This window comes from Neobacillus sp. PS3-40, from assembly GCF_030915485.1.
In the GTDB taxonomy this organism is placed as follows: Bacteria; Bacillota; Bacilli; order Bacillales; family Cytobacillaceae; genus JAUZPL01.
Genome location: NZ_CP133266.1, coordinates 2989002 through 3011230 on the forward strand (window position 1 = coordinate 2989002; position 22229 = coordinate 3011230).

At 36.4% G+C, this 22229-nt stretch carries 22 protein-coding genes; 18 read left to right on the forward strand and 4 right to left on the reverse strand.

The window, feature by feature from the left end; genetic code table 11:
• Positions 1-28: 28 nt before the first annotated feature.
• From RCG20_RS14555 to RCG20_RS14580, 6 genes are all read left to right on the forward strand, one after another.
• On the forward strand, positions 29-610 hold the full coding sequence (locus tag RCG20_RS14555; RefSeq protein ID WP_308180848.1) for a cob(I)yrinic acid a,c-diamide adenosyltransferase: 582 nt from the start codon (positions 29-31) through the stop codon (positions 608-610).
• Positions 611-613: 3 nt separating this feature from the next.
• Positions 614-1099, forward strand: a complete 486-nt coding sequence (locus RCG20_RS14560) for an ECF transporter S component (protein ID WP_308180849.1) — start codon at positions 614-616, stop codon at positions 1097-1099.
• 1 nt (position 1100) lies between these two features.
• Positions 1101-1829, forward strand: a complete 729-nt coding sequence (locus tag RCG20_RS14565) for an LPXTG cell wall anchor domain-containing protein (RefSeq protein ID WP_308180850.1) — start codon at positions 1101-1103, stop codon at positions 1827-1829.
• 268 nt (positions 1830-2097) lie between these two features.
• Entirely contained in the window at positions 2098-2598 is a 501-nt protein-coding gene (locus RCG20_RS14570) for a hypothetical protein (RefSeq protein ID WP_308180851.1), read from the forward strand.
• Between the two features lie 68 nt (positions 2599-2666).
• Positions 2667-3149 carry an SgcJ/EcaC family oxidoreductase gene (locus tag RCG20_RS14575; RefSeq protein WP_308180852.1) on the forward strand — a complete coding sequence of 161 codons (483 nt, stop codon included), beginning with the start codon at positions 2667-2669 and terminating at the stop codon, positions 3147-3149.
• Between the two features lie 28 nt (positions 3150-3177).
• Entirely contained in the window at positions 3178-4335 is a 1158-nt protein-coding gene (locus RCG20_RS14580; protein ID WP_308180853.1) for an HD-GYP domain-containing protein, read from the forward strand.
• Positions 4336-4508: 173 nt separating this feature from the next.
• Here the strand turns inward: RCG20_RS14580 and RCG20_RS14585 are convergent, their stop codons facing one another.
• Positions 4509-4766 (reverse strand): DUF2533 family protein, encoded by a 258-nt coding sequence (locus RCG20_RS14585; RefSeq protein ID WP_308180854.1) that lies wholly within the window; start codon positions 4764-4766, stop codon positions 4509-4511.
• Between the two features lie 325 nt (positions 4767-5091).
• Here RCG20_RS14585 and RCG20_RS14590 point away from each other — a divergent pair, with 325 nt between their 5' ends.
• Positions 5092-5328 (forward strand): hypothetical protein, encoded by a 237-nt coding sequence (locus RCG20_RS14590; protein ID WP_308180855.1) that lies wholly within the window; start codon positions 5092-5094, stop codon positions 5326-5328.
• A 57-nt stretch (positions 5329-5385) separates the two neighbouring features.
• Here the strand turns inward: RCG20_RS14590 and RCG20_RS14595 are convergent, their stop codons facing one another.
• Entirely contained in the window at positions 5386-5898 is a 513-nt protein-coding gene (locus RCG20_RS14595) for a DoxX family protein (protein ID WP_308180856.1), read from the reverse strand.
• A 392-nt stretch (positions 5899-6290) separates the two neighbouring features.
• Here RCG20_RS14595 and RCG20_RS14600 point away from each other — a divergent pair, with 392 nt between their 5' ends.
• From RCG20_RS14600 to RCG20_RS14650, 11 genes are all read left to right on the forward strand, one after another.
• Entirely contained in the window at positions 6291-7172 is an 882-nt protein-coding gene (locus RCG20_RS14600) for a cupredoxin domain-containing protein (protein WP_308180857.1), read from the forward strand.
• A 281-nt stretch (positions 7173-7453) separates the two neighbouring features.
• Positions 7454-8491, forward strand: coding sequence for an N-acetyl-gamma-glutamyl-phosphate reductase (argC, locus tag RCG20_RS14605; protein ID WP_308180858.1), 1038 nt, complete (start codon positions 7454-7456; stop codon positions 8489-8491).
• A 43-nt stretch (positions 8492-8534) separates the two neighbouring features.
• Positions 8535-9761: a bifunctional ornithine acetyltransferase/N-acetylglutamate synthase gene (argJ, locus tag RCG20_RS14610; RefSeq protein ID WP_308180859.1), complete on the forward strand. Its 1227-nt coding sequence runs from the start codon at positions 8535-8537 to the stop codon at positions 9759-9761.
• A gap of 11 nt (positions 9762-9772) precedes the next feature.
• Positions 9773-10570 (forward strand): acetylglutamate kinase, encoded by a 798-nt coding sequence (gene argB, locus RCG20_RS14615; protein ID WP_308180860.1) that lies wholly within the window; start codon positions 9773-9775, stop codon positions 10568-10570.
• Positions 10570-11769, forward strand: a complete 1200-nt coding sequence (locus tag RCG20_RS14620) for an aspartate aminotransferase family protein (protein ID WP_308180861.1) — start codon at positions 10570-10572, stop codon at positions 11767-11769. The genes argB and RCG20_RS14620 overlap by 1 nt, the downstream gene beginning before the upstream one ends.
• Positions 11770-11775: 6 nt before the next feature.
• A complete protein-coding gene (locus RCG20_RS14625; RefSeq protein ID WP_308180862.1) occupies positions 11776-12858 on the forward strand; it encodes a carbamoyl phosphate synthase small subunit in 1083 nt (360 codons plus the stop codon).
• A complete protein-coding gene (gene carB / locus RCG20_RS14630) occupies positions 12845-16084 on the forward strand; it encodes a carbamoyl-phosphate synthase (glutamine-hydrolyzing) large subunit (RefSeq protein WP_308180863.1) in 3240 nt (1079 codons plus the stop codon). Before RCG20_RS14625 ends, carB begins: the two co-directional genes overlap by 14 nt.
• A gap of 35 nt (positions 16085-16119) precedes the next feature.
• Positions 16120-17046, forward strand: a complete 927-nt coding sequence (gene argF, locus RCG20_RS14635) for an ornithine carbamoyltransferase (protein ID WP_374120545.1) — start codon at positions 16120-16122, stop codon at positions 17044-17046.
• Positions 17047-17217: 171 nt separating this feature from the next.
• Complete coding sequence (locus RCG20_RS14640; RefSeq protein ID WP_308180866.1) at positions 17218-18429, forward strand: argininosuccinate synthase; 1212 nt, start codon at positions 17218-17220, stop codon at positions 18427-18429.
• A 57-nt stretch (positions 18430-18486) separates the two neighbouring features.
• On the forward strand, positions 18487-19866 hold the full coding sequence (gene argH, locus RCG20_RS14645) for an argininosuccinate lyase (protein ID WP_308180867.1): 1380 nt from the start codon (positions 18487-18489) through the stop codon (positions 19864-19866).
• A gap of 1205 nt (positions 19867-21071) precedes the next feature.
• Positions 21072-21551: a DoxX family protein gene (locus tag RCG20_RS14650; protein ID WP_308180868.1), complete on the forward strand. Its 480-nt coding sequence runs from the start codon at positions 21072-21074 to the stop codon at positions 21549-21551.
• A 215-nt stretch (positions 21552-21766) separates the two neighbouring features.
• On the opposite strand, the gene RCG20_RS14655 is transcribed toward RCG20_RS14650, so the two are convergent.
• Positions 21767-21943, reverse strand: coding sequence for a YfhD family protein (locus RCG20_RS14655; protein WP_308180869.1), 177 nt, complete (start codon positions 21941-21943; stop codon positions 21767-21769).
• A gap of 106 nt (positions 21944-22049) precedes the next feature.
• A complete protein-coding gene (locus RCG20_RS14660; RefSeq protein ID WP_374120478.1) occupies positions 22050-22175 on the reverse strand; it encodes a YfhE family protein in 126 nt (41 codons plus the stop codon).
• Positions 22176-22229: the final 54 nt, after the last annotated feature.

Genomic DNA, 22229 nt, shown 5'->3' on the forward strand with positions numbered 1-22229 from the left:
TTAAAAAAAGAAATTGGAGGAATTGAATATGAGAATTTATACAAGAACAGGTGATAAAGGACAAACAAGTTTAATTGGTGGCCGTGTCGATAAGGACGATATTCGCGTTGAAGCCTATGGTACTGTTGATGAATTGAATTGCTTTGTGGGTCAAGCAATGGCTGAACTTGATGAAGAGAAATTTTTAGATGTCTTAGAGGATTTAGAAAAAATCCAGCATGAACTGTTTGATTGTGGTGGAGACTTAGCAAATATTTCTAAAAAACGTGAAATGAAATTGATGGACGAAACAATTACTTATTTAGAAGAGAGAATCGATCAATTTATTGAGGAAGCTCCAAAAGTGGATCGATTTATTTTACCTGGTGGTGCAAAACCAGCTGCTTCTATTCATATTGCCCGTACCATTACAAGAAGGGCAGAACGTTTAGTTGTCGGATTAATGAAGCAAGACTCAACAGTTCCAGCGGTAACATTAAAATATTTAAACCGTCTTTCGGATTATTTCTTTGCGCTGGCAAGGATTATCAATTCCCGAATGGATGTGAAGGATATCGAGTATATCCGGAGTGCTATTGTTTTCAGTGGAGGAAAGAGAAAGGAGCAATAACAAATGTCCACTAAAAAATTAAGTTTACTTGCATTGTTTATTGCTTTATCTGTAATTGGTGCATCAATAAAAATACCAGCCTTTATCGGAAGTATTGCGCTCGATGTATTCCCAGCTCTTCTTGCGGCTGTATTGCTTGGAAAGAGAATGGGATCAATTGTTGCAGGATTTGGACATTTAGTATCAGCCCTTATAGCAGGTTTTCCATTGGGTCCAATGCATTTGGTCATTGCAGTCGAAATGGCTGTGATTGTGTGGTTCTTTGGTGTTTTCTATCAATCAAGCAAAAGAATACTTGCGGGTATTTTCTTTGTTATAAGCAATAGTTTCCTAGCTCCATTGCCGTTTTTATTTACGATGGGTGAAGGCTTCTATTTTACTATTCTACCTTCTTTACTAGTTGGAGCTTCCTTTAATGCTTTTCTTGCATTGATTCTGATTCCAAGATTTAAAAAAATGGTTGAATCAAGCTCAGTAAAGGTAAATTAACATGAAAAGAGATGTAGCGGTAATTCCTTTTGGTGATGATGAAATTATCATTGCTTGCGATAATAGTGGTGCAATTGGAATGAAGCCATTAGATGCTGTTCCTGCCTCATATGAAATGGTTGCCTATTACAGCTTTCGAGTTGCGTGGATGGAATGTGTTGCTGCGGGTGCAGTCCCCTTTTCTGTTGTTATCCAAAATTTTTGTGGCAATAATGCATGGCCTTTGTTGATGGTGGGTGTCAAAAAAGGAATGAAGGAACTTGGTATAAACGAACTACCGATTACAGGAAGCACTGAAACTAACTTCACTCTCATGCAATCAGTTGTAGGCATGACAGTTTTGGGAAAAAGAAGAAAGAAAGAGGAGCAATCTATCACTGATGCCAATCAGTTAAAAGTTGCGATTATTGGAAGACCACTTGTTGGAAGTGAAGTAATTGACCAAAAAGATGAGATTGCACCCCTTGAATTATTTCAATGGTTTTGTGAACAAGAAGAAGTTATGGCTGTTCTACCAGTAGGATCAAAAGGAGTTTTAGTTGAACTAGAGTTGCTGTTTGCTGAACAATCCTTATGTGTTAATAGTGAGATAGATATGAGGAAATCATCAGGACCCTCAACCTGTTTTATTGTTGTTTATAAACAGGCGATAAATGAGAAGATTGAGAAGAAATCTGGTGTGTGGTTTCATGTGGTGAATATAAGAAATATGAAAGATTGCCCTAATTAGCGGTAGTAAACTCCGAAAATATAGAGATAATTATAAAAAAAGTCAATATTATCAATTAGAAAACTATAATTACGGAATTTTAACAGTATAAAATATTTGGTTCAATTAAGGAGGGCAAGCAGGGTGTACCTGTGGCTCTTTTTTTATTTCCTAATTACCTAATATTTCCGAAAATTTGAAAATCAATTAGTTTTATTAAAATAATTATTATAGTATTATGAAAGGAAGCATGGTTAGTTTTTATAACAAAAAGAAATGGGTGATTTCTATGTACCACAGGATATGGACGATCCTAAACTTTTTTCTCATTGTCGGTTCAATGGTATATATTTGGTTCTTTCGTCCACATGATAGCTCTTTAATTGTAACAAGCCAGTTGTTAGCACAAATTGCAATGATTCTTTTCTTAATAAATGTAAATATGTATTTCATTTTTCTTGTTATTCGAAAAACCTCACAAAGGAAGATAAAGATCCTTCTTGCGAAATTTTCAAGACAATTCATGAAATGGCATATTAAAATTGCAGTTACAGGAACTATTATCATTCTTGGACACGTATTAATTAATTTATTTACTATTGCCCCATTGATTGGTTTTACTCATATAAAAATGTTGACTGGTTACTTGGCATTTACACTACTATCAATTACATTACTAGCTGGATATTTACGGCATAAAAAAGCTAGTGGATTCCGTAAAAAATTTCACCGCATAATGGCTATGGTATTTACGGTCTTATTTCTACTACATATGTTTATTCTTATTTAACAATATGGTTATCGACTATAATTCGAAAAATTTGGATTTAAATTTCTATAAAGAAGGGTGTGTTTAGCTTGAATACAAACGGAAATTTTCATTCTATTGAAGAAAATCTGGTGAGAACACTATATAAGGATTTTATCCAAGGGTGGAACAATCGGGATGCTGGTCAAATGGCTAATCTTTTTTCAGAAGACGGTAATATGATTGGTTTTGATGGGAGTCAAATGAATGGGAAAATAGAAATGGATGCTGTACTTAGCCAGATATTTATTGATCATCCAACAGGCTCTTATGTGGGAATCATTAGAGAAGTACGTTTTCTATCAAATGATGTGGCTGTTCTCCGTGCTGAAGCAGGAATGGTACCCCATGGTCATTCTGATATTAACCCTGCTATCAATTCGGTACAAACAATTGTTGCGATGAAGAAGGAAAGTAGATGGTATATAGCTGTTTTTCAAAATACACCTGCCGCCTTCCACGGACGCCCTAAATTAACAGAGCAACTAACTGCAGAACTTCGGAAGGTTCTTGGTGCTAATTCCCATATATAGAAAAGGATGAACAGGGAGGAGTCACATAATGGTGAATTTATATGTAACTAAAAAGTGTTCAGAATTAATTTCTGGGGATATCGTCTTGCATCCTGTTTTTCGATCGGATGGATTATTGTTTATAAAGAAGTTTAAAGTTCTTACAAATTCTGTGATTATGCATCTAAAAAAACAATTTCCAGCGTACTATCCATTTATTGTGGTTGAATCAGCTGAAAACCTAAATGAATTTTTAATTAAAAAGATAGAACAGAGTAATGCTTATCTCGTTGAAGTTGAGAAAATTGTAGAGATACATCAGCAGTTTATCCACAATCACTTGTCATTGAAACTTTATATTGAAGATAAAAATACGATACGTGCAAATGTAGAATTTGATACTCATAATCACAAGATTAATTTCTTAGAAAGCCTTGGATTAGAATTATCTATTCCAATCGGGAACCAATTAGAAACAATTATTGATTCACCTCGGATCCTAAGTCGAGCGGAGACTATTAATCGAAAGCTAAATGATTTACTCAAAAGTGATAATTCTCTGCAAGCATTGTACAACAGGGTAAATGATTTCCACGATGTTCTTTTACTACATAGTATAAATAGTACATTTATCACATTTATGATTGGATTAACTTTAGAGCTTAGTGATGAAGAAATGATTGATCTAACATTGGCTTCATTGTTTGCCGATATAGGATTCACTGAGTTTAGTAAAGAGGATTTTGCTGCATACTTGAATAATGGAAAGTCTGAAAAGAAAATAATAGACCATTTAAAGAAATCTATCGAAATCCTCTCGTCTTCAGCTTATTGTCGAAAAAAATCAGTTATCTTTGGTGTATATGACCATCATGAGCAATATGATGGGATAGGGTCCCCTTTAGGGAAAAAAGGAGAAGAGATTCATCTGTATGGAAGAATTATTTCGATTGCCCAGCATTATGATGAATTAGTTGGCGGTTATGTGAAAGAAAAGAGTATTATGAGTTTCGAGGCCATTAAGGAGCTTTGGAATCAAAGAGGAGTAAAAATTGATCCAGCCATCATTCGTATTTTTATTGACAGAACTAATATCTTAAAGGTCGGAGAACAAATTCAATTATCTAATATAAAAAAAGGGGTAATAATCGGCTTTGAGGATTATATTCATAACCCTATAGAACCAATCATTCGGTTAGAAAATTAATTGCTTACAAAAAAAAGTACATTTTTAAAAAGAATTTGTCTTTAGGTGGATTTGAACATAGTTCACCAGATGAGAAAGAACCAGCTAAAGTTGCGGAGATTTTAATGGATTTTTTCAGATAGAGAAAAAGCAGGAACCTATTATTAAGGCTCTCCTGCTTCTTTAAATTGAACTTATTTTAATGTTAAAACATATTCATGAACCATATCAGGCGTAACTAGCTTACGTGTCGGTACACATACTTGTTCAGCAAGATTATTGATCTGATTTGTAACATAATTAATTTTTTCCGTTGAAAAATCTTTTCCTTGCTTACATAATTCAATTGCCTCTGAAATAAATTCTTCTCTTCTTTGATCAAGGGCTAAAAAGTCAGTGAATTTTTTGTTTTGCTTTTTAGCATGTTCCGTGAGAGCTTTATGTACACTCATGTATTCCACTCCTATTTTTGCTCGTTTACTTTTCTACTATAATAACAAGATTTCGAATGAAAGTTAAGTCCCACCTTTCACTATAACAGATCGAATTCCATTCCTTTTTAGAGATGTATTCTCTTTATATTTGCTTATAAGAAAGTTTCTCTTTGTTAATACATTAAAGTAAGTAACCAATCGGCGAGTTTTCTTTATATTTTTGGAATTTTCCCACCTTTTAAAAAATAATATTTAAAGATAGAAGATTTTGTTTGGTTTTTAGAATATAATTATGGTGGATGTTCAAAAAAATGGTTGAAGAATAATCTGGGAGGGTTATGAAATGATTAGAGCCTCAATAGCTGGAATACTTGGTTTTCTTCTTCTTATTTTTGAATCTCTGATTGTTATGCATTTAAAAGGCTATCAAACAATTGAGTACGGTGGAATTGCCCCTTTTATTAACGTTTGGGCTATGAATTTCTTTCTAGTATTTTCTATTCTCACACAAATTAATGATTGGTTTGAGAATCGAGAATCGATTGATAAAGGGAATGAAGATAATAATTTTTATACATAAGAACTTTATTATAAATGAAAAAAGCGCCTCTTGCTGAGGCGCTTTAACTATTTAAACTTAAACGTTTTGTCTAAATGGTTCTTTTTGCTTTGAGACAGTTTTTTTGATGAACGGAAGGACCCAACGATCTAATCCAAATTTACCAGCATTGTAACCTGCGAAGAGAATAATAACACCTAGAAGGATATCCATTGGATTAGTAGAAATAGTTCCTGCCATGACGTATGCAAAATTCATGATGAGTCCGAAGAACATTGCTGCCGTTGTTAAGCATCCAAGAATAAGTCCCAAACCTACTAAAAACTCTCCTAAAGGAACTATTGTGTTGAAGATATGAGCATTTGGTACTGCAAAGTCTTTTAAGAACCCAACATATGTGCCGTAAACCATACTTCCATCAGGGCCCTTAACCGGATTGGCAATAGCACCTTTTAAAAATCCAGTCGTATCAAAACCCTCACCTGTTAATTTGTGTAATCCTGCAGTCAACCATGAATAACCTAAATATAAACGTAAAACTGTTAAAATTCCAGCGGCAATTGTGTTTTCTCGTAACCATTTGGCAACCATGATAATCTCTCCTTTGTAATTATTTTATAAGTTTAATATTGTTATTACATTGTAAATATAACAAATAAATTTGGTATTGAGAGATTTATGGATGCCATTTCACTTAATTGTAAAAATATTATGAACATTTTACGATAAATTTTTGATTCCTTTCCAAATAATTCATGTTTTTATATTATTCTAGAGGTTTTAAAGGGTTTTTACTTATCAAGTAGTGTGGTTGACAAAATCACGTATTTGTGCCTATTATCCTTCATTTGTAAAAAATTCCTTTTATTCATGTTCAATAATTGTTCACAATAATTCGTGATAATTATCACATACCCCCTTTTGTTAACGGGAGTATATTACTTTAGTGAACTAAATAACTTCTCGCTCGGAGGCGAAAGATTGTGAATAAAATAGTTAAAAGAGGAACTATCGCACTAGCATTGATTTCAGCTCTATCATTTTCGCTAGCAGGTTGCAGCTCAAATGACAGTACAAAGACAACATCAGCTAAAGAGAAGACGGTAGCCGCTTCATCAAGTACAAAACAAGATGTCCAAAAGTCTACTCCGGATAATCAATATCTTGTTATTGAACCAGGATCAAAATTAGGACCAGATGGAAAATTGCACGATGCTTTTATAAATGGAGATATTAAATTAACAGTAGGAAAACCAGTAACATTACACTTCCTAAACTATGATGGTGGAACACATACTTATACTTCTGGTGATTTAGGATTAAATGTTCAAATCAAAGGTTCAACTAAAAAAGGTGAACCTGCAGAAACAACTTTTACCTTCACTCCTAACAAAACTGGTGACTTCACGTGGCTTTGTGCTGATAAATGTGATGGTGGAAATGGTCAGTGGGCAATGGCACAACAAGGATATATGCAAGGTAAAATTACCGTTTTACCAGCAACAAATAAAGTCCAATATGTATCAATGGTTATGAATGCTGGTTACAAACTTGGTTCAGATGGAAAACTTCATGATGCAGCTACAGGTGGTGACATGACCCTTAAGGCAGAAGTTCCAGTTGAATTAACCGTTTATAATTTCGATGGTGGTTCTCATACCGTTACCAACAAAGATTTAGGATTGAATCTCGAAGTTACTCCTAGCAAAAAAGATGGAAGTCCAAGTGTATCTACTATTCAATTTACTCCATCAAAAGCAGGTAAATATATGTGGAATTGTATGAAACCATGCGATGGAGAGAATAAAGACTGGTCAATGGCTCAACCTGGTTATATGATGGGAAACTTTACTGTAGTAAAATAATAAAAAAAATAGAGCGACCTAAATAAATAATTTATTGAGAGCTGCTTCAAAAAGGATAATAAACACCTTTTTGAAGGCAGCTCTTTTTATTTTTATACATGCGTGCACTCCTTTTTAGTTGAATATTAATTGTATATTTATGGATGATAAATGTAAGCGTTACCAATATGGAAATTAATAATTTTCTATTTTTATTGGAAAATCAGTCGGAATCATATTGCATATTTATGAATATAAACTTATAATAATTCATTATAAGAGCCACATAGGAGTTGAAGGAAATGAAAGCAGCCATTATAGGAGGAACTGGATATGGGTCAATTGAGCTAATTAGATTAATCAACAAGCATCCGATTTTGGAGGCTAATATGATTATTTCCAACTCACAGGCTGGAAACAGTATTAGTGATTCTTACCCGCACTTATCCAATCTAATAGAAACTTCTTTAGATACTTTTGATGTAAATTGCATAGGCGAAAATATAGATCTTGTTTTTCTTGCAACCCCATCTGGTGTAAGTAAAAACCTTGTACCAGGGATTTTAGAGAAGGGTGTTAAGTGTATAGACCTCTCCGGTGATTTTAGGCTGAAGTCTCAAAGTGAATATGAAGCATGGTACAAGATTTCACCAGCTCCAGAGGACTATTTAATGAAAGCGGCTTACGGACTTAGTGAAATTTACCCTGAAAAAGTTAAAAATTCAGAGCTAATTGCTAATCCAGGATGTTATCCGACTGCCTCTTTATTAGGACTTTTGCCAATTGTAAAAACAAAATTAGCAGACTGTAAATCTATCATTATTGATGCAAAGTCGGGAGTATCTGGTGCAGGGAGAAGCCTTTCCTTAATAAGTCATTATGCTGAAATAAATGAAAACTTAAAAGCTTATAAATTAGGTGCGCATCAACATATTCCTGAAATCGAGCAAGTTCTTTCAGAAGAAAGTGGAAGCCCAATCACGATTACATTCACGACCCATTTAGTACCAATGACGAGAGGAATCATGTGCACCATTTATGTGAATTTAAAAGAAAATATAACAACAGAAGAAGCTGTACATTTATATAAACAATTTTATCAAGATCAACCTTTCGTCAGAATTAGACCTGTGGGAACGGTACCTTCAACAAAAGAAGTACTAGGAAGTAATTTCTGTGATATAGGCTTGCATGTGGATAAACGAACAGGCCGCCTAACGATCGTTTCTGTTATCGACAATCTGGTTAAAGGAGCATCGGGTCAAGCAATTCAAAATGCCAATTTGCTCTTTGGATGGGATGAGCGAACAGGGCTTGAGGACATACCAGTTTATCCATAAAAAAGCACAACAAGTAATGAAACCAAAGGGGATGTAAAACAAGATGTCAGCCATATCGATGAATGAAATCGTTGTTCTTGAAGAAGGAAGTGTCACTATACCAAAGGGGTTTAAAGCAGGCGGTATGCATTGTGGGATTAAACGAAAAAGACTCGATCTAGGCTATATCGTGTCAGAGGTTCCAGCAATTGCTGCAGGTGTATATACGATGAATACCTTTCAAGCTGCACCACTAATAATCACACAAGAAAGCATTGCAAAAGAAAAGAAGGTTCAGGCTATCATAGTCAATTCTGGTAATGCAAATGCTTGTACAGGTGAACAAGGACTAAAAGATGCAGCAACAATGCAAAAGGAATTTGCTAGTGAACTCGGTATCGGTGAGCATCTTGTCGCGGTTACTTCTACAGGAGTTATTGGAGAACTACTTCCAATGGATTCGATAAAAAGTGGTATAAAACAAATCCTTCAAAAAGAATATGAAGATGAAATTAAATTCAAACAAGCAATTTTAACTACAGATACTTGCATGAAAGATATTGCAGTTCAAATAAAAGTGGATGGAAAAACAGTTAGTTTTGGCGGAGCAGCGAAGGGATCTGGAATGATTCATCCGAATATGGCAACGATGTTAGGGTTTGTAACAACTGATGCCAATATTGGCCATGAGGATTTGCTATTTGCCTTAAAGGATGTTACCAATCAAACCTTCAATATGATTACGGTTGATGGAGATACAAGTACAAATGACATGGTATTGGTTATGGCAAACGGACTTGCAGGTAACGAAAAATTAACAAAAGAACATCCAGATTGGAATGTGTTTGTCAAAGGTTTAAAGGTGGTTTGTGAATCACTTGCCAAAAAAATCGCAAAAGATGGTGAAGGGGCTACAAAGCTTATCGAAGTTCAAGTCAATGGGGCTTATAGTGTTACTGCTGCGAGTGCGGTTGGGAAATCCATTATTTCCTCAAATCTAGTGAAAACAGCCATCTATGGAACAGACCCGAATTGGGGAAGAATTGTTTCTGCAATCGGCTATAGTGGAGTGCCTGTAGAGCCAAATGCAATAAAGGTCTCAATTGGACCGTTCCCTGTGTTTGAAAATGGTTTGCCTTGTGTTATTTCAGAAGTGACAGTTAAAGAATATTTAGAACAGGAAAATATCCAAATTTTCGTGGAATTGAACCAGGGTGAAAGCAATGCTACCGCATGGGGATGCGATTTAACTTATGATTATGTCAAAATTAACGCATCCTACCGTACGTGAGGTGAATGATAATGAAATTTATGGTCATTAAATGTGGTGGAAGTGTCCTTGAAAATTTGCCGAAATCCTTTTATGAAGATATTGTCTCGATTCACCAATCGGGTGAGTGGATCCCCATTATTGTTCATGGCGGTGGACCACTCATTACATCTTTATTGAAAAAGTTAGATGTAGAAACATCTTTTGTAAATGGTCTCAGGGTAACAAGTGATCAAGTTTTAAATATTGTTGAAATGGTGTTAAGTGGTTCCGTTAACAAAAAAATTGTTAGAAATGTGATTGAAGCTGGTGGTAGTGCGTTTGGAATAAGCGGTGTTGATGGTACTTTATTAAAAGCAAAGCCAAATAAGGATGCTGAAATATTAGGATTTGTCGGCGATGTAGTCGAAGTTAATCATCATATGATAAAGGGAATCATAAACGACGGATATATTCCAATTATTTCACCTGTCGGCATTGATGAGCAGGGTCAAAGATACAACATAAATGGCGATGTAGCCGCCTCGGCAATTGCAAAGGCATTAGAGGCCAATCTTTGTTTCATAAGTGATATTCCCGGAATATTAGTTGAAAAAAATGGTCAAAAAATAAAACTTTCGAAAATATCTAGAATGAAGGTAGAAGAATTGATTGAAAATCAAACCATTTGGGGCGGAATGATTCCTAAAGTGAAGGCAGCGATTGATGGTCTTGCACATAACATTCCTGAAGTGGGGATTATCAATGGATTAAAGGAAAATAGTTTACTAGATTATTCGAATGGTAAGGAAATTGGAACGAAAATTGTTTTAGAAGAGGAGATTGCATAATGACTGATAATGCTTCGGACTTTGCTAACCCGCTAATGGAAACCTATAGCCGATTTCCTGTTACGTTAGTTAAGGGAAAGGGAAGTTATGTGTGGGACGATCAAGGGAATAAATATTTGGATTTCACCTCTGGAATCGCAACATGTAACCTAGGTCATGTTCCAGAGATCGTAAAAGAAAAGGTAGAAGAGCAATTACAAAATCTATGGCATTGTTCCAATCTTTATCATATCCCTAATCAAAAAGAGCTAGCTTCTCTCCTTACAGCAAATAGCTGTGGCGATCGGGTTTTCTTTTGCAACAGTGGTGCCGAAGCAAATGAGGCAGCAATTAAGCTGGCAAGAAGATATGCACAGAAAATTAAGGGTACGGATGCTTACGAAGTAATCACTTTTGAAAAATCATTCCATGGGAGAACATTAGCGACGCTATCTGCAACAGGGCAAGAAAAAATCCATCAAGGGTTTTTACCATTGGTTCAAGGGTTTCAATACCTACCCTATAACGATTTGGCCACATTAGAACAGTTATATAATCTTGAGCCGGCAGCAGTGTTACTGGAAATGGTTCAGGGTGAAGGTGGTGTTATACCAGCTGATCCTGAGTGGGTACAAAAACTTGCCCAGATTTGTAAAGAAAAAGACATTCTATTAATGGTTGATGAAATTCAAACAGGGATTGGTAGAACAGGTACTCTTTTTGCTTATGAGCAGTATGGGATTGAGCCCGACGTGATCAGCATTGCAAAAGGACTAGGGTCGGGATTTCCGATTGGGGCGATCATTGCTAAGGAAAAGGCAGCACAAGGTTTTGAACCTGGTAGCCATGGCAGTACATTTGGTGGAAATCCATTAGCAACAGCAGCAGGTGTGGCGACTGTTAGCCACCTTACGACAAGTAACATTTTAGATCAGGCTGCCCAGATTGCAGACTATTTCGATACTCAACTTGTGAATTTAAAAAATAAATTTTCCTTAATAAAAGAAATACGCGGAATAGGACTTTTAAAAGGATTGGTCGTGGAAGGGAATGCCTTAAAAATTGTTAAAAAGGCGTTAGCCCATCAACTTCTTATTCTAACAGCTGGGCCTGATGTTGTTCGTATTTTACCAGCTTTGACGTCATCCATTGAAGAAGTAAATGAATGTATCACGACGCTAGAAAAAGTCTTCTTAGAGATTAGAGAGAAAGGCGAGTGACAATAAGTGGAGCAAGGATATCTTACATTGGAAACCGGAGAAGTGTTTGAAGGTGTTCTAATTGGAGCAAATAAGGATTCAATAGGAGAAGTTGTTTTCAATACAAGCATGACGGGTTACCAAGAAATTATAACAGATCCTTCATATGCGGGACAAATCATAACATTTTGCTACCCGATGATTGGTAATTATGGCGTGAATTCAATTGATGATGAGAGCATCAGCCCTTCGTTATCAGGAGTGATTATTGGAGATGTATGTGAAACTCCAAGCCATTATCAATCCATTAGTAAGTTTTCGGAAAAGCTGAAACAGGCAGGTGTTCCTGGTATTGCCGGGATAGATACTCGTTTATTAGTGAAAACTATTCGAAGTCGCGGTACTGTAAAAGGGATATTAAGTAGGAAAAAGGTAGAAAATAAAGACTTTTCCATTCAAGAAAAACCATCGTTATGGGTCGAAAAGGTATCAACCAAAAAGATGCTTACTTTTAAAAATAAAGGGTCACATGTGGTTTTATACGATTTTGGATATAAAAAATCGATTCTAAACGCTCTGTTACAGGAAAATTGCTATGTAACCATCGTGCCTTACAATACACCATATGAAAAAATAAAAGCATTGGCTCCAGATGGAGTTCTTTTCAGCAATGGACCTGGGGATCCGATGTCACTCGCTCATTTGTTTCCTGAAATTAAAAAGATTAGCCAAAGTTACCCTACCTTAGGAATATGCCTTGGCCATCAATTAATTGCTCTTGCATATGGGGCAAAAACAATGAAATTGGCCTATGGACATCGTGGAGCTAACCATCCTGTAAAAGAATTAATGACCGGAAAAGTTAAAATTACTGCACAAAATCATGGATATGTTGTTGTGGATGAGAGCATCGATACTAATCAATTTGATATCACTTACCGCAATGTAAATGATCAATCAATTGAAGGATTGCAGCACATTCACTATCCAATCCAAACTGTCCAATTTCATCCAGAAGCACATCCAGGTCCAAGCGATACTGCACATGTTCTAACAGAATTTGTGAGCCAGATAACATCTTTGGGAGAGAAACGTTATGCCATTATGTAAGAATTTAAAAAAAGTACTTGTGATTGGATCAGGACCGATTGTCATCGGGCAAGCTGCGGAGTTCGATTATGCTGGAACGCAGGCGTGTATTGCCTTAAGAGAAGAGGGAATTGAAGTTGTTTTAATCAATAATAACCCGGCTACCATCATGACTGATGAAAGTGTTGCTGATAAGGTTTATATTGAAACACTCACGGTATCAACGCTTGAAGAAATTATCAAGAAGGAAAAGCCGGATGGAATTATTGGCACATTGGGCGGACAAACGGGATTAAATTTAACTGTCGCGCTATATGAACAAAATATATTGCAAAAATATCAAGTTAAATTGTTGGGTACTTCTGTTGAATCGATTAAAAATGGTGAGGATAGGGAAAAATTTCGTAATTTGATGATTGAAATCAACGAGCCAATTCCAGAATCAAGCATTATTCATAGCTATGAGGAGGGCGTTAAATTCGTCAAGAAAATAGGCTACCCAGTTATTATTCGTCCGGCCTATACACTTGGTGGTGACGGCGGTGGCTTTGCCTATAATGATTTAGAACTAGAATCTGTTCTGAAGAAAGGTTTATCTGCAAGTCCGATCCATCAAATTTTAGTTGAAAGAAGCATTAAAGGTTGGAAAGAGATTGAATATGAAGTTATGAGAGATGCAAATGATACGTGTATTATTGTTTGCAATATGGAAAATATGGACCCAGTTGGCGTTCATACTGGAGACTCCATAGTTGTTGCGCCATCACAAACCTTAACAGATGTTCAATATCAGATGCTTCGTAATTCTTCTATAAAAGTTATTCGTGAATTAGAAATTATTGGGGGCTGCAATATTCAGTTTGCTCTTAATCCAGAATCAAACCAGTATTACATTATTGAAGTAAATCCGAGGGTAAGTCGCTCATCTGCCCTTGCATCTAAAGCGACAGGCTACCCTATTGCCAGAATGGCGGCAAAATGTGCGGTTGGTTACCATTTGGATGAAATTTTAAATCCGATAACAGGAAATACGTTCGCTTCCTTTGAGCCAGCGATTGATTATATTGTGGTAAAACTGCCACGCTTCCCGTTTGATAAATTTCCTGAGGCGGACCGAACTCTGGGGACACAAATGAAAGCAACCGGTGAAGTAATGGCGATTGACAGGACGTTTGAAGGGGCTTTAAACAAAGCGATCCGCTCCCTGGAATTGAATATTTATGGACTAACAGCAGGCCTAAAAGAAGCAATGACCACGGAAGAATTATTCAAACGGCTTGAAATTGCAAATGATCAACGGTTATTCGTCATTGCTGAAGCCATCAAGCGAGGAATTACGCTTGAAAAGATTCAGCAACTTACACAGATTGATCTATGGTTTTTACACAAAATTAGCTCAATTGTTGAATTAGAACAGGAATTATCATCCTTCAAGTGCTGGAATGAAGTTCCGGTTAAACTGCTAAAAGAGGCAAAACGGATAAACATCTCTGACAGACTACTTTCACAAATTTTCGGGATACCTGAAAAACAGGTTAGAAGTAAATGGAAACAATTAAACTGGAAGCCAGGTTATAAAATGGTGGATACATGTTCAGCCGAATTTGATGCTGTAACACCTTATTATTATTCTACGTGGCAAGGATTTGACGAGGTAGAAATATCGAATAATCCTAAAGTTCTAGTGATTGGGTCTGGACCGATCCGGATTGGCCAGGGGGTTGAATTTGATTACTGTTCAGTCCATGCAGCCATTGCCCTAAAGAAAAAGGGATATGAAGCAGTTGTCATCAATAACAATCCCGAGACTGTTAGCACAGATTACTCTGTTGCCGATCGACTCTATTTTGAGCCTCTTGCAGTAGAAGATGTTTTAAATGTAATTGAAAAAGAGAAAATTGGAGGAGTTTTAATCCAATTCGGTGGTCAAACTGCTATTAATATCGCCCGTGCATTAGAAGAAGAGGGCGTTAAAATTTTAGGAACGACCGTTAAAGATGTTGATCTTCTTGAAGATCGAAAAGAATTTTATCAGCTACTTGAAAATTTAAATATCCCACATATTGAAGGGGAGACTGTTACTCATTCCAAACAAATGTTGGATGCTGCAGCAAAACTGGGCTATCCCGTTTTAGTTCGTCCGTCTTATGTGATAGGCGGTCAATCGATGTTTACCCTATATTCGGAAGATGAGTTGACTCAATACCTTAAACAGTTGGAGAATAACTCACAAGATCAAATGTGGCCGTTATTGGTTGACCGATATATGCCAGGGTTGGAATGTGAGGTTGATGTTATTAGTGATGGGCTAGATATAATTGTTCCGGGAATTTTTGAGCATATTGAACGAGCAGGAGTACACTCTGGAGACAGTATAGCAGTCTTTCCGTCAATAACACTTTCCGAAGATATAAAAACTATATTAATAGATTATGCAAGTCGTATTGCAAAATCTCTACCGATTATTGGGATCATGAATATTCAATTTGTTGTCTATACTAATCAAGTCTATGTTCTTGAGGTCAACCCGCGCTCATCAAGAACCGTACCGATCATGAGCAAAGTAACAGGAATTCCAATGATCGAATGGGCAACAAATGTTCAATTAGGCGATTCATTAAAGGATCTGCATCCTGAAAAAGGATTGTTGGCTGAGCCTGCTTATTACTCGGTAAAAGGACCTGTTTTCTCCTCTAGTAAGCTAAAAGGAGTGGACCATGTACTTGGACCTGAAATGAAATCGACTGGTGAGGTTTTAGGATTAGGACTAACGCTTCAAGAAGCATTAGCAAAGGTAATACCTTTACAGGATGAAACTTTACTAAATAAGGATCATTACATTCTCTGTTCCATTTCTGATCGTGAAAAGCAGATGAGTCTACCGATTATTCAGAAATTGGTAAATAGCCAATTTAAGATTGCAGCAACCGAGGGTACGGCCCGTTTCTTACAAAAGAATGGGATTGAAGTTGAAAAAGTAGTGAAAACTGCACAACATGTAAATGAACTTTTTCGTTTTCAAAAACTGTGGGCTGCCATTAACATACCGAGTCAAGGAAGAAATAAAGATAAATTTGGGTTTCATATTCGTGAAGAAGCGACACGTTATAACGTTAATGTATTTACTCATTTAGATACGGTTAATGCTGTAGTGGGTTTAAAAGACCAACGGATCTTACCTGGGAAAGTACGGACAATCAGTGAATTTTACAAAGTAGATAAGAAAGGGGTTAAAACATCATGTTAAATGCCATTAAAATGAATGCTTCACACAAACCACAGATGATCGGGAAGGATTTTTTACAGTTTAGCAGTTTTCAAACAGAAGAAATCCTTTATCTACTTGATGAGGCAATTCAATTGAAAAAATATCAAAAACAGGGAAAGCCCCATCCATTTCTAAGTGGAATAGTATTGGGGATGATTTTTGAAAAATCCTCTACACGTACACGCGTATCCTTTGAAGTTGGGATGCTGCAGCTCGGAGGTCATGCAATCTTTTTAAGCTCAAAGGATATTCAACTTGGAAGAGGCGAAAGTATTTCCGATACCGCAAAAGTATTGTCTCGTTATGTCGATTGTTTAATGATCCGTACCTTCTCACATCAATCCATTGAAGAATTTGCTCATCATTCTACTGTCCCGGTTATAAATGGATTAACAGATTTGCAACATCCTACCCAGGTTCTAGCAGATTTATTGACCATCCTTGAGCATAAAGGAAAATTAGCAGGCTTAAAGCTTTGCTATGTTGGGGATGGAAATAATAACATGGCCCATTCATTAATGGAAGCTGCTGCTAAAGTTGGCATGGATATAAGTATTGCCAGTCCAGAAGGATATATGCCGAATCAAGAAATTATCGAAAATGCAAAGGAAATGGCGAAACAATCTGGAAGTAAACTAATGATTACAAATAACCCACAACTGGCAATGAAAAATGCGGATGTTGTTGTAACGGATGTTTGGACCAGCATGGGTCAGGAAGAAGAACAGGAAAAGAGACTTGAAGCATTCCAATCCTTCCAAGTAAATAAAGAACTTTGTCAGCATGCAAAAAGCGATTTCATTTTTCTGCATTGCTTGCCTGCACATCGCGGTGAAGAAGTGACAGCAGAAATTATCGATGGCCCACATTCCGTTGTTTTTGATGAAGCGGAGAATCGACTACATGCGCAAAAGGCAATTCTAAAAGTGTTACTAAGCTAATCTAATTTAAAGGTGCACTTCTTATAGAAGCAATTTTGTATAGAGGCAAAAAATTGTTATTTAGCATTTTAGTAGGTAACGACAAAAAATGTTTGTGTTTTTTTGCATATGATTGTATAATAATACTCATAGTTGAATAAAAATTCATATTTACATGTGAGGAGCTTTCAAATGGCAAAAGAAAAAATAGTTTTAGCCTATTCAGGTGGTTTAGATACTTCTGTTTCTGTTAAATGGATCCAAGAAAAATATGGTTATGATGTTATTGCTCTAGGTCTTGATGTTGGGGAAGGAAAAGATTTAGAAGCAATTAAAACGAAGGCTTTGAATGTTGGGGCTGTTAAAGCGTATATTATAGATGCAAAAGAATTGCTAGCAAAAGATTATATTTTATCTGCACTCAAAGCAAATTGTTTATATGAAGGAAAATATCCACTTTCATCAGCACTTTCAAGGCCATTAATTTCAAAATTATTAGTTGAAGTAGCTGAAAAAGAGGGGGCAACAGCTGTTGCGCATGGTTGTACAGGAAAAGGGAATGACCAGGTCCGCTTTGAAGTTTCGATTCAAGCGTTAAATCCAAGCTTAAAGGTCGTTGCTCCTGTTCGTGAGTGGGGTATGACTCGTGATGAGGAAATTTTATATGCACAAGAAAATGGAATTCCTATTCCAGTAGATTTAGATAATCCATTTTCAATTGATGCGAATATTTGGGGACGCGCTTGCGAAGCTGGAGTACTTGAAGATCCATGGGCTGAGGCACCTGAAGCAGCATTTGATTGGACTAATCCTATCGAGTTAACTCCCGACGCAGCAGAATACATTGAAATTGAATTTGAACAAGGTGTTCCTGTTGCTCTTAATGGTGAGAAATTACCACTTGTGCAACTTATTGAAACCCTTAATGAAGTTGGCGGAAAACACGGGATTGGACGGATCGATCATATTGAAAATAGATTAGTAGGAATTAAATCAAGAGAAGTGTATGAAAATCCAGCAGCTCTTATTTTAATTAACGCACACAAAGAACTTGAGTTTTTGACATTGACTCGTGAAGTATCACAATTTAAATCACAAATTGATCAGCAAATGGCAAAAATTATTTATGAAGGACTTTGGTATTCACCAATAAAACCGGCCTTAGATGCATTTATTGAAGAAACACAAAAAGTGGTCTCTGGTACGATTCGCATAAAGCTATTTAAAGGCAATCATATGGTAGTAGGACGTAAATCTGTTCACAGCCTTTATAATGAGGAGTTGGCAACCTATTCAAAAGGTGATATGTTTGATCACCAAGCTGCAGAAGGATTTATTAAAATTTGGGGCTTACCGACAAAAGTTTATGCTGAAGTTAATAAAAAAGAGACTGTATTAAAATAATAACAGAGATGCCCTCGAAATTATTTCGGGGGCTTCATGACTTAAGGAGGGGCACAATTGGCAAAACTATGGGGCGGAAGATTTACAAAAGAAACAAATAAGCTAGTAGAGATATTTACAGCATCAATCTCCTTTGATCAAAAACTAGCAAAAGAGGATATTGCAGGAAGTTTAGCTCATGTGCAAATGTTAGGCGAGTGTGGGATCATTCCAGCAGATGATGCCAACACGATAAAGGATGGGCTCCTTTCAATTAAGAAGATGGCTGAAAATAATGAGATTGAATTTTTAGTTGAAGATGAAGATATCCATATGAACATTGAGAGACTTTTGATTGAAAAGATTGGCCCCGTTGGTGGAAAGTTGCATACAGGTCGCAGCCGTAACGATCAAGTGGCTACTGACATGCATCTTTATTTACGAACAAAAACGAACGAAATCATTGAATTAATAGAAGGTGTTCAAAATTCGCTAATGGAGCAAGCAAAGGAAAATATTGAAACACTAATACCTGGTTATACACATCTTCAGCGTGCCCAACCAGTTTCATTTGCTCATCATTTGATGGCGTATTTTTGGATGTTTGAACGTGATAAAGAGAGATTAGTTGATAGTTTAAAACGTGTAAATTGGCTTCCACTCGGTTCAGGTGCTTTAGCTGGAACGACATTTCCTATCAACCGTGAACGGGTTGCCGAAATCTTAGGCTTTGAAACGGTGTATCCAAATAGTATGGACGCAGTTAGTGATCGCGATTTTATTTTGGAATTCTTAGCCATTGGCTCAATCATCATGACCCACATTTCAAGAATTTCTGAAGAACTTGTTATTTGGTCAAGCCAAGAATTCCAATTTGTCGAGTTGGATGATTCCTTCTGTACAGGTTCTAGTATCATGCCTCAAAAGAAAAACCCTGATGTACCAGAATTGCTTAGGGGAAAAACGGGACGAACATATGGGAATTTAATAGGACTTCTTACCGTACTTAAGGGGTTACCACTTGCCTACAACAAGGATCTCCAGGAAGATAAAGAGGGAATGTTTGATACCATCGATACATTGGAAGGCTCCCTAAAGCTTTTGGCACCAATGATCGAAACAATGACTGTTAAAAAAGATGTAATGCGTAAAGCCATCAACAATGATTTTTCAAATGCAACTGATATAGCAGACTACTTAGTACGTAAGGGACTTCCTTTCCGTGAAGCTCATGAAATCATTGGGAAAATTGTTTTATATGCTATTGGGCACCAGAAATACTTATTAGATTTGTCCTTTGAGGAATATCAACAGTTTAGCCCATTGTTTGAAGAAGATATTTATAAGGTATTATCACCGGAACATGTTGTGGCCGTTCGTAATAGTTTTGGGGGAACATCACCAGAACAAGTGAAAAAGCAGATTAAGCTAGGTGAAGAAAAGCTTAATATTAAATAAGGTTTTTTAAAGGTACTTAAAAGGTTAAGAATAAACAACCTTTTAGGAGCGTTGAAAAAGTCCTCTTTTAACGTTCTTTGAAACATGTCTGTTGATTTCCGCTCCAGGTGCTCGCTTTCCGCGGGGCGGGCGGTGATAACTCGGCGCTTAAGCGCCTGTGGGGTCTCACCTGTCCCGCTGCTCCCGCAGGAGTCGAGCACCTTACGCTCCAATCAACAGAGTGTCAAAAATCAACAATGGACTTTAATTTTGTTCATGTGAAAAAGGTATAATACCTCAATACCTGAGGGAATTATACCTTTTTTGTTGTATAAACATAGTATCAATTCCAAACGAGTGGTTACTTTGATTTCATTTCAAAACAACAATCAATGAGTATTTTGGTGGTGTTTTGAAATATAAAGTGAATACTTATTCTTTTTGTGCATTTGAAAAGGTGTTTTCAGGTTTTTCTACTTTATCACTCTTGAGTTGATTGGAGTGGAGGGCACTCGACTCCTACGGGATAGAGAGGTCACGGGAGACCCTGCAGGCGCCAAAGCGCCGAGGAGGCTTCCGGACCTCCCCGCGGAAAGCGAGTGCCTGGAGCGGAAGTTAACGGGCAAAGTTTTGGTCTACAAACAACTGTTTATGCGAAAAGCCTTTAAAAACAATTGTATGTTTACATTTATAAGAAAGTTTATCTTTTTTTAACACAAAAAAGTAAATAACTATCGTTGAAAAGTGATGCTCGTAAAATGAGTTTAAAAAGTTATTAAGTATTTTATCCACAAGGAAAGTATTGATTTTTAAGGTTCTCCACAGGTTTATCCACATTATCCACAAACAAACACTTACTTATCCACGGGAAGTTATTAACAATCTATAAATAAAAGGGAACTAGTGATCAAAGCCCTTATAAGATATATCCACATTATCTACAAATTTGAGGATTACTGGTGTGGAAACCATATTAATAAGGTTGTTACTATTACTAACTCATTAAGTTCACATGTTATTCAAATTTCTACTATTAATATGTTAAGAAACTGTGAAATGCGTTGTTACCTTAAAACGATCGGAGTATATTAAAAGTGTAAAGAGGGAAAACACCCTCCTTACGATAAAAAAAGCTTTTTGGTTTTACCTCCTAAAAAGGGAGAAGTTACATAGCTTACCAATAATGATTGTGAAATTATTCACATAATATATAGGAGATGATTAAGATGAAATGGTACAAAACACCTATAATAGCAGTATTTTTAACAATATTAAGAATATGGCTTGGGGTTCAATGGCTTGAAGCAGGTTATGGAAAACTAAGAGGTGGATTTGATGCAGGTGGATTTTTAACAGGAATCCAACCAAGTCAAATGTGGTATGCCGACTTCTTGCATAGAATTGCTATTCCAAATACTGCTGTAATTAATGTGCTTGTACCGTGGGGAGAATTGTTAGTTGGTTTAGGGTTAATTGTTGGTTTGGCAACCATTCCAGCTTTAATTGCTGGAGCTTTCATGAACTTGAACTTTTTGTTAGCAGGATCAGCTAGTACAGATCCGATTCTATATACTGCTGCAATGATTCTACTGTTTACAGGATCTGGGGCTTACTTCTTTGGTTTAGACCGATTTGCCATTCCCTTTTTGAAAGAAGATTACAAAAAGGATCAAGGCAATCATTTGAAAGAAACTCATAGTAATTAATGGATGTATCAGGTTCTATTGTAGCCATATTTAAAGGCTTAAACCTCTCTATAGAACTTGTTTTAATATCAATTTTTTAATTAATTTCCCTTTTCACCCATTTTAAAAGAAGCAGGAAATCCTGCTTCTTCTTTTTTGTTTAAAACATCTTCATCTACTTAATGAAAGGTTGTATGGATATGTCTCTGACTTCACCGCATGGGCTAAGTAGCAAATTAACGAGTTTTCTTTACTTTAACACGCTGATTGGCTGCGTTTGCTCGTGCTTGTGCTTCAAGATCGCCTTGGTCAGCTAGTTCTGCAGAATATTCTACATCTTTTCCATCTGACTTCAGGTTTTTTGGCACTTGTGGAAGTGACCCTTTATTTTTATGTTTTTGTCCACGGCCCATTGAAAAAAGACCCCTTTCATTTATAAGATAAATGGGAAACAAATTGTTGTTTCCGTTATTATCTTTTGCAAAAAGAAAGGAGTCCATGAGTGGAACTTTTCTCCTATTAATGCTTTGATCTCCGCTCATTATAGCCGCCAGCGCGGTCAGCCTTCTTAAAATCACTTTGATATGAAACTTCTTGCGCACTTGTTAATGTGAATTTTGGTTTTTCCTTTTTTCTTTTCTCCATTATTATAATCATTCCTCTCAAAGGTTTTGATATTTTGTACAAAGAAAACGAAAG

What these genes read in the sequence shown, in the direction of transcription:
- RCG20_RS14580 (WP_308180853.1), top strand. Translation starts at nt 3,178, where the DNA reads ATGGTGAATTTATATGTAACTAAAAAGTGTTCAGAATTAATTTCTGGG.
- RCG20_RS14650 (WP_308180868.1), top strand. Translation starts at nt 21,072, where the DNA reads ATGAAATGGTACAAAACACCTATAATAGCAGTATTTTTAACAATATTA.
- RCG20_RS14660 (WP_374120478.1), bottom strand. Translation starts at nt 22,175, where the DNA reads ATGGAGAAAAGAAAAAAGGAAAAACCAAAATTCACATTAACAAGTGCG.
- RCG20_RS14595 (WP_308180856.1), bottom strand. Translation starts at nt 5,898, where the DNA reads ATGGTTGCCAAATGGTTACGAGAAAACACAATTGCCGCTGGAATTTTA.
- RCG20_RS14590 (WP_308180855.1), top strand. Translation starts at nt 5,092, where the DNA reads ATGATTAGAGCCTCAATAGCTGGAATACTTGGTTTTCTTCTTCTTATT.
- RCG20_RS14565 (WP_308180850.1), top strand. Translation starts at nt 1,101, where the DNA reads ATGAAAAGAGATGTAGCGGTAATTCCTTTTGGTGATGATGAAATTATC.
- argF (WP_374120545.1), top strand. Translation starts at nt 16,120, where the DNA reads ATGATCGGGAAGGATTTTTTACAGTTTAGCAGTTTTCAAACAGAAGAA.
- carB (WP_308180863.1), top strand. Translation starts at nt 12,845, where the DNA reads ATGCCATTATGTAAGAATTTAAAAAAAGTACTTGTGATTGGATCAGGA.
- RCG20_RS14620 (WP_308180861.1), top strand. Translation starts at nt 10,570, where the DNA reads ATGACTGATAATGCTTCGGACTTTGCTAACCCGCTAATGGAAACCTAT.
- argJ (WP_308180859.1), top strand. Translation starts at nt 8,535, where the DNA reads ATGTCAGCCATATCGATGAATGAAATCGTTGTTCTTGAAGAAGGAAGT.
- RCG20_RS14640 (WP_308180866.1), top strand. Translation starts at nt 17,218, where the DNA reads ATGGCAAAAGAAAAAATAGTTTTAGCCTATTCAGGTGGTTTAGATACT.
- argB (WP_308180860.1), top strand. Translation starts at nt 9,773, where the DNA reads ATGAAATTTATGGTCATTAAATGTGGTGGAAGTGTCCTTGAAAATTTG.
- RCG20_RS14585 (WP_308180854.1), bottom strand. Translation starts at nt 4,766, where the DNA reads ATGAGTGTACATAAAGCTCTCACGGAACATGCTAAAAAGCAAAACAAA.
- RCG20_RS14655 (WP_308180869.1), bottom strand. Translation starts at nt 21,943, where the DNA reads ATGGGCCGTGGACAAAAACATAAAAATAAAGGGTCACTTCCACAAGTG.
- RCG20_RS14560 (WP_308180849.1), top strand. Translation starts at nt 614, where the DNA reads ATGTCCACTAAAAAATTAAGTTTACTTGCATTGTTTATTGCTTTATCT.
- argC (WP_308180858.1), top strand. Translation starts at nt 7,454, where the DNA reads ATGAAAGCAGCCATTATAGGAGGAACTGGATATGGGTCAATTGAGCTA.
- RCG20_RS14555 (WP_308180848.1), top strand. Translation starts at nt 29, where the DNA reads ATGAGAATTTATACAAGAACAGGTGATAAAGGACAAACAAGTTTAATT.
- RCG20_RS14570 (WP_308180851.1), top strand. Translation starts at nt 2,098, where the DNA reads ATGTACCACAGGATATGGACGATCCTAAACTTTTTTCTCATTGTCGGT.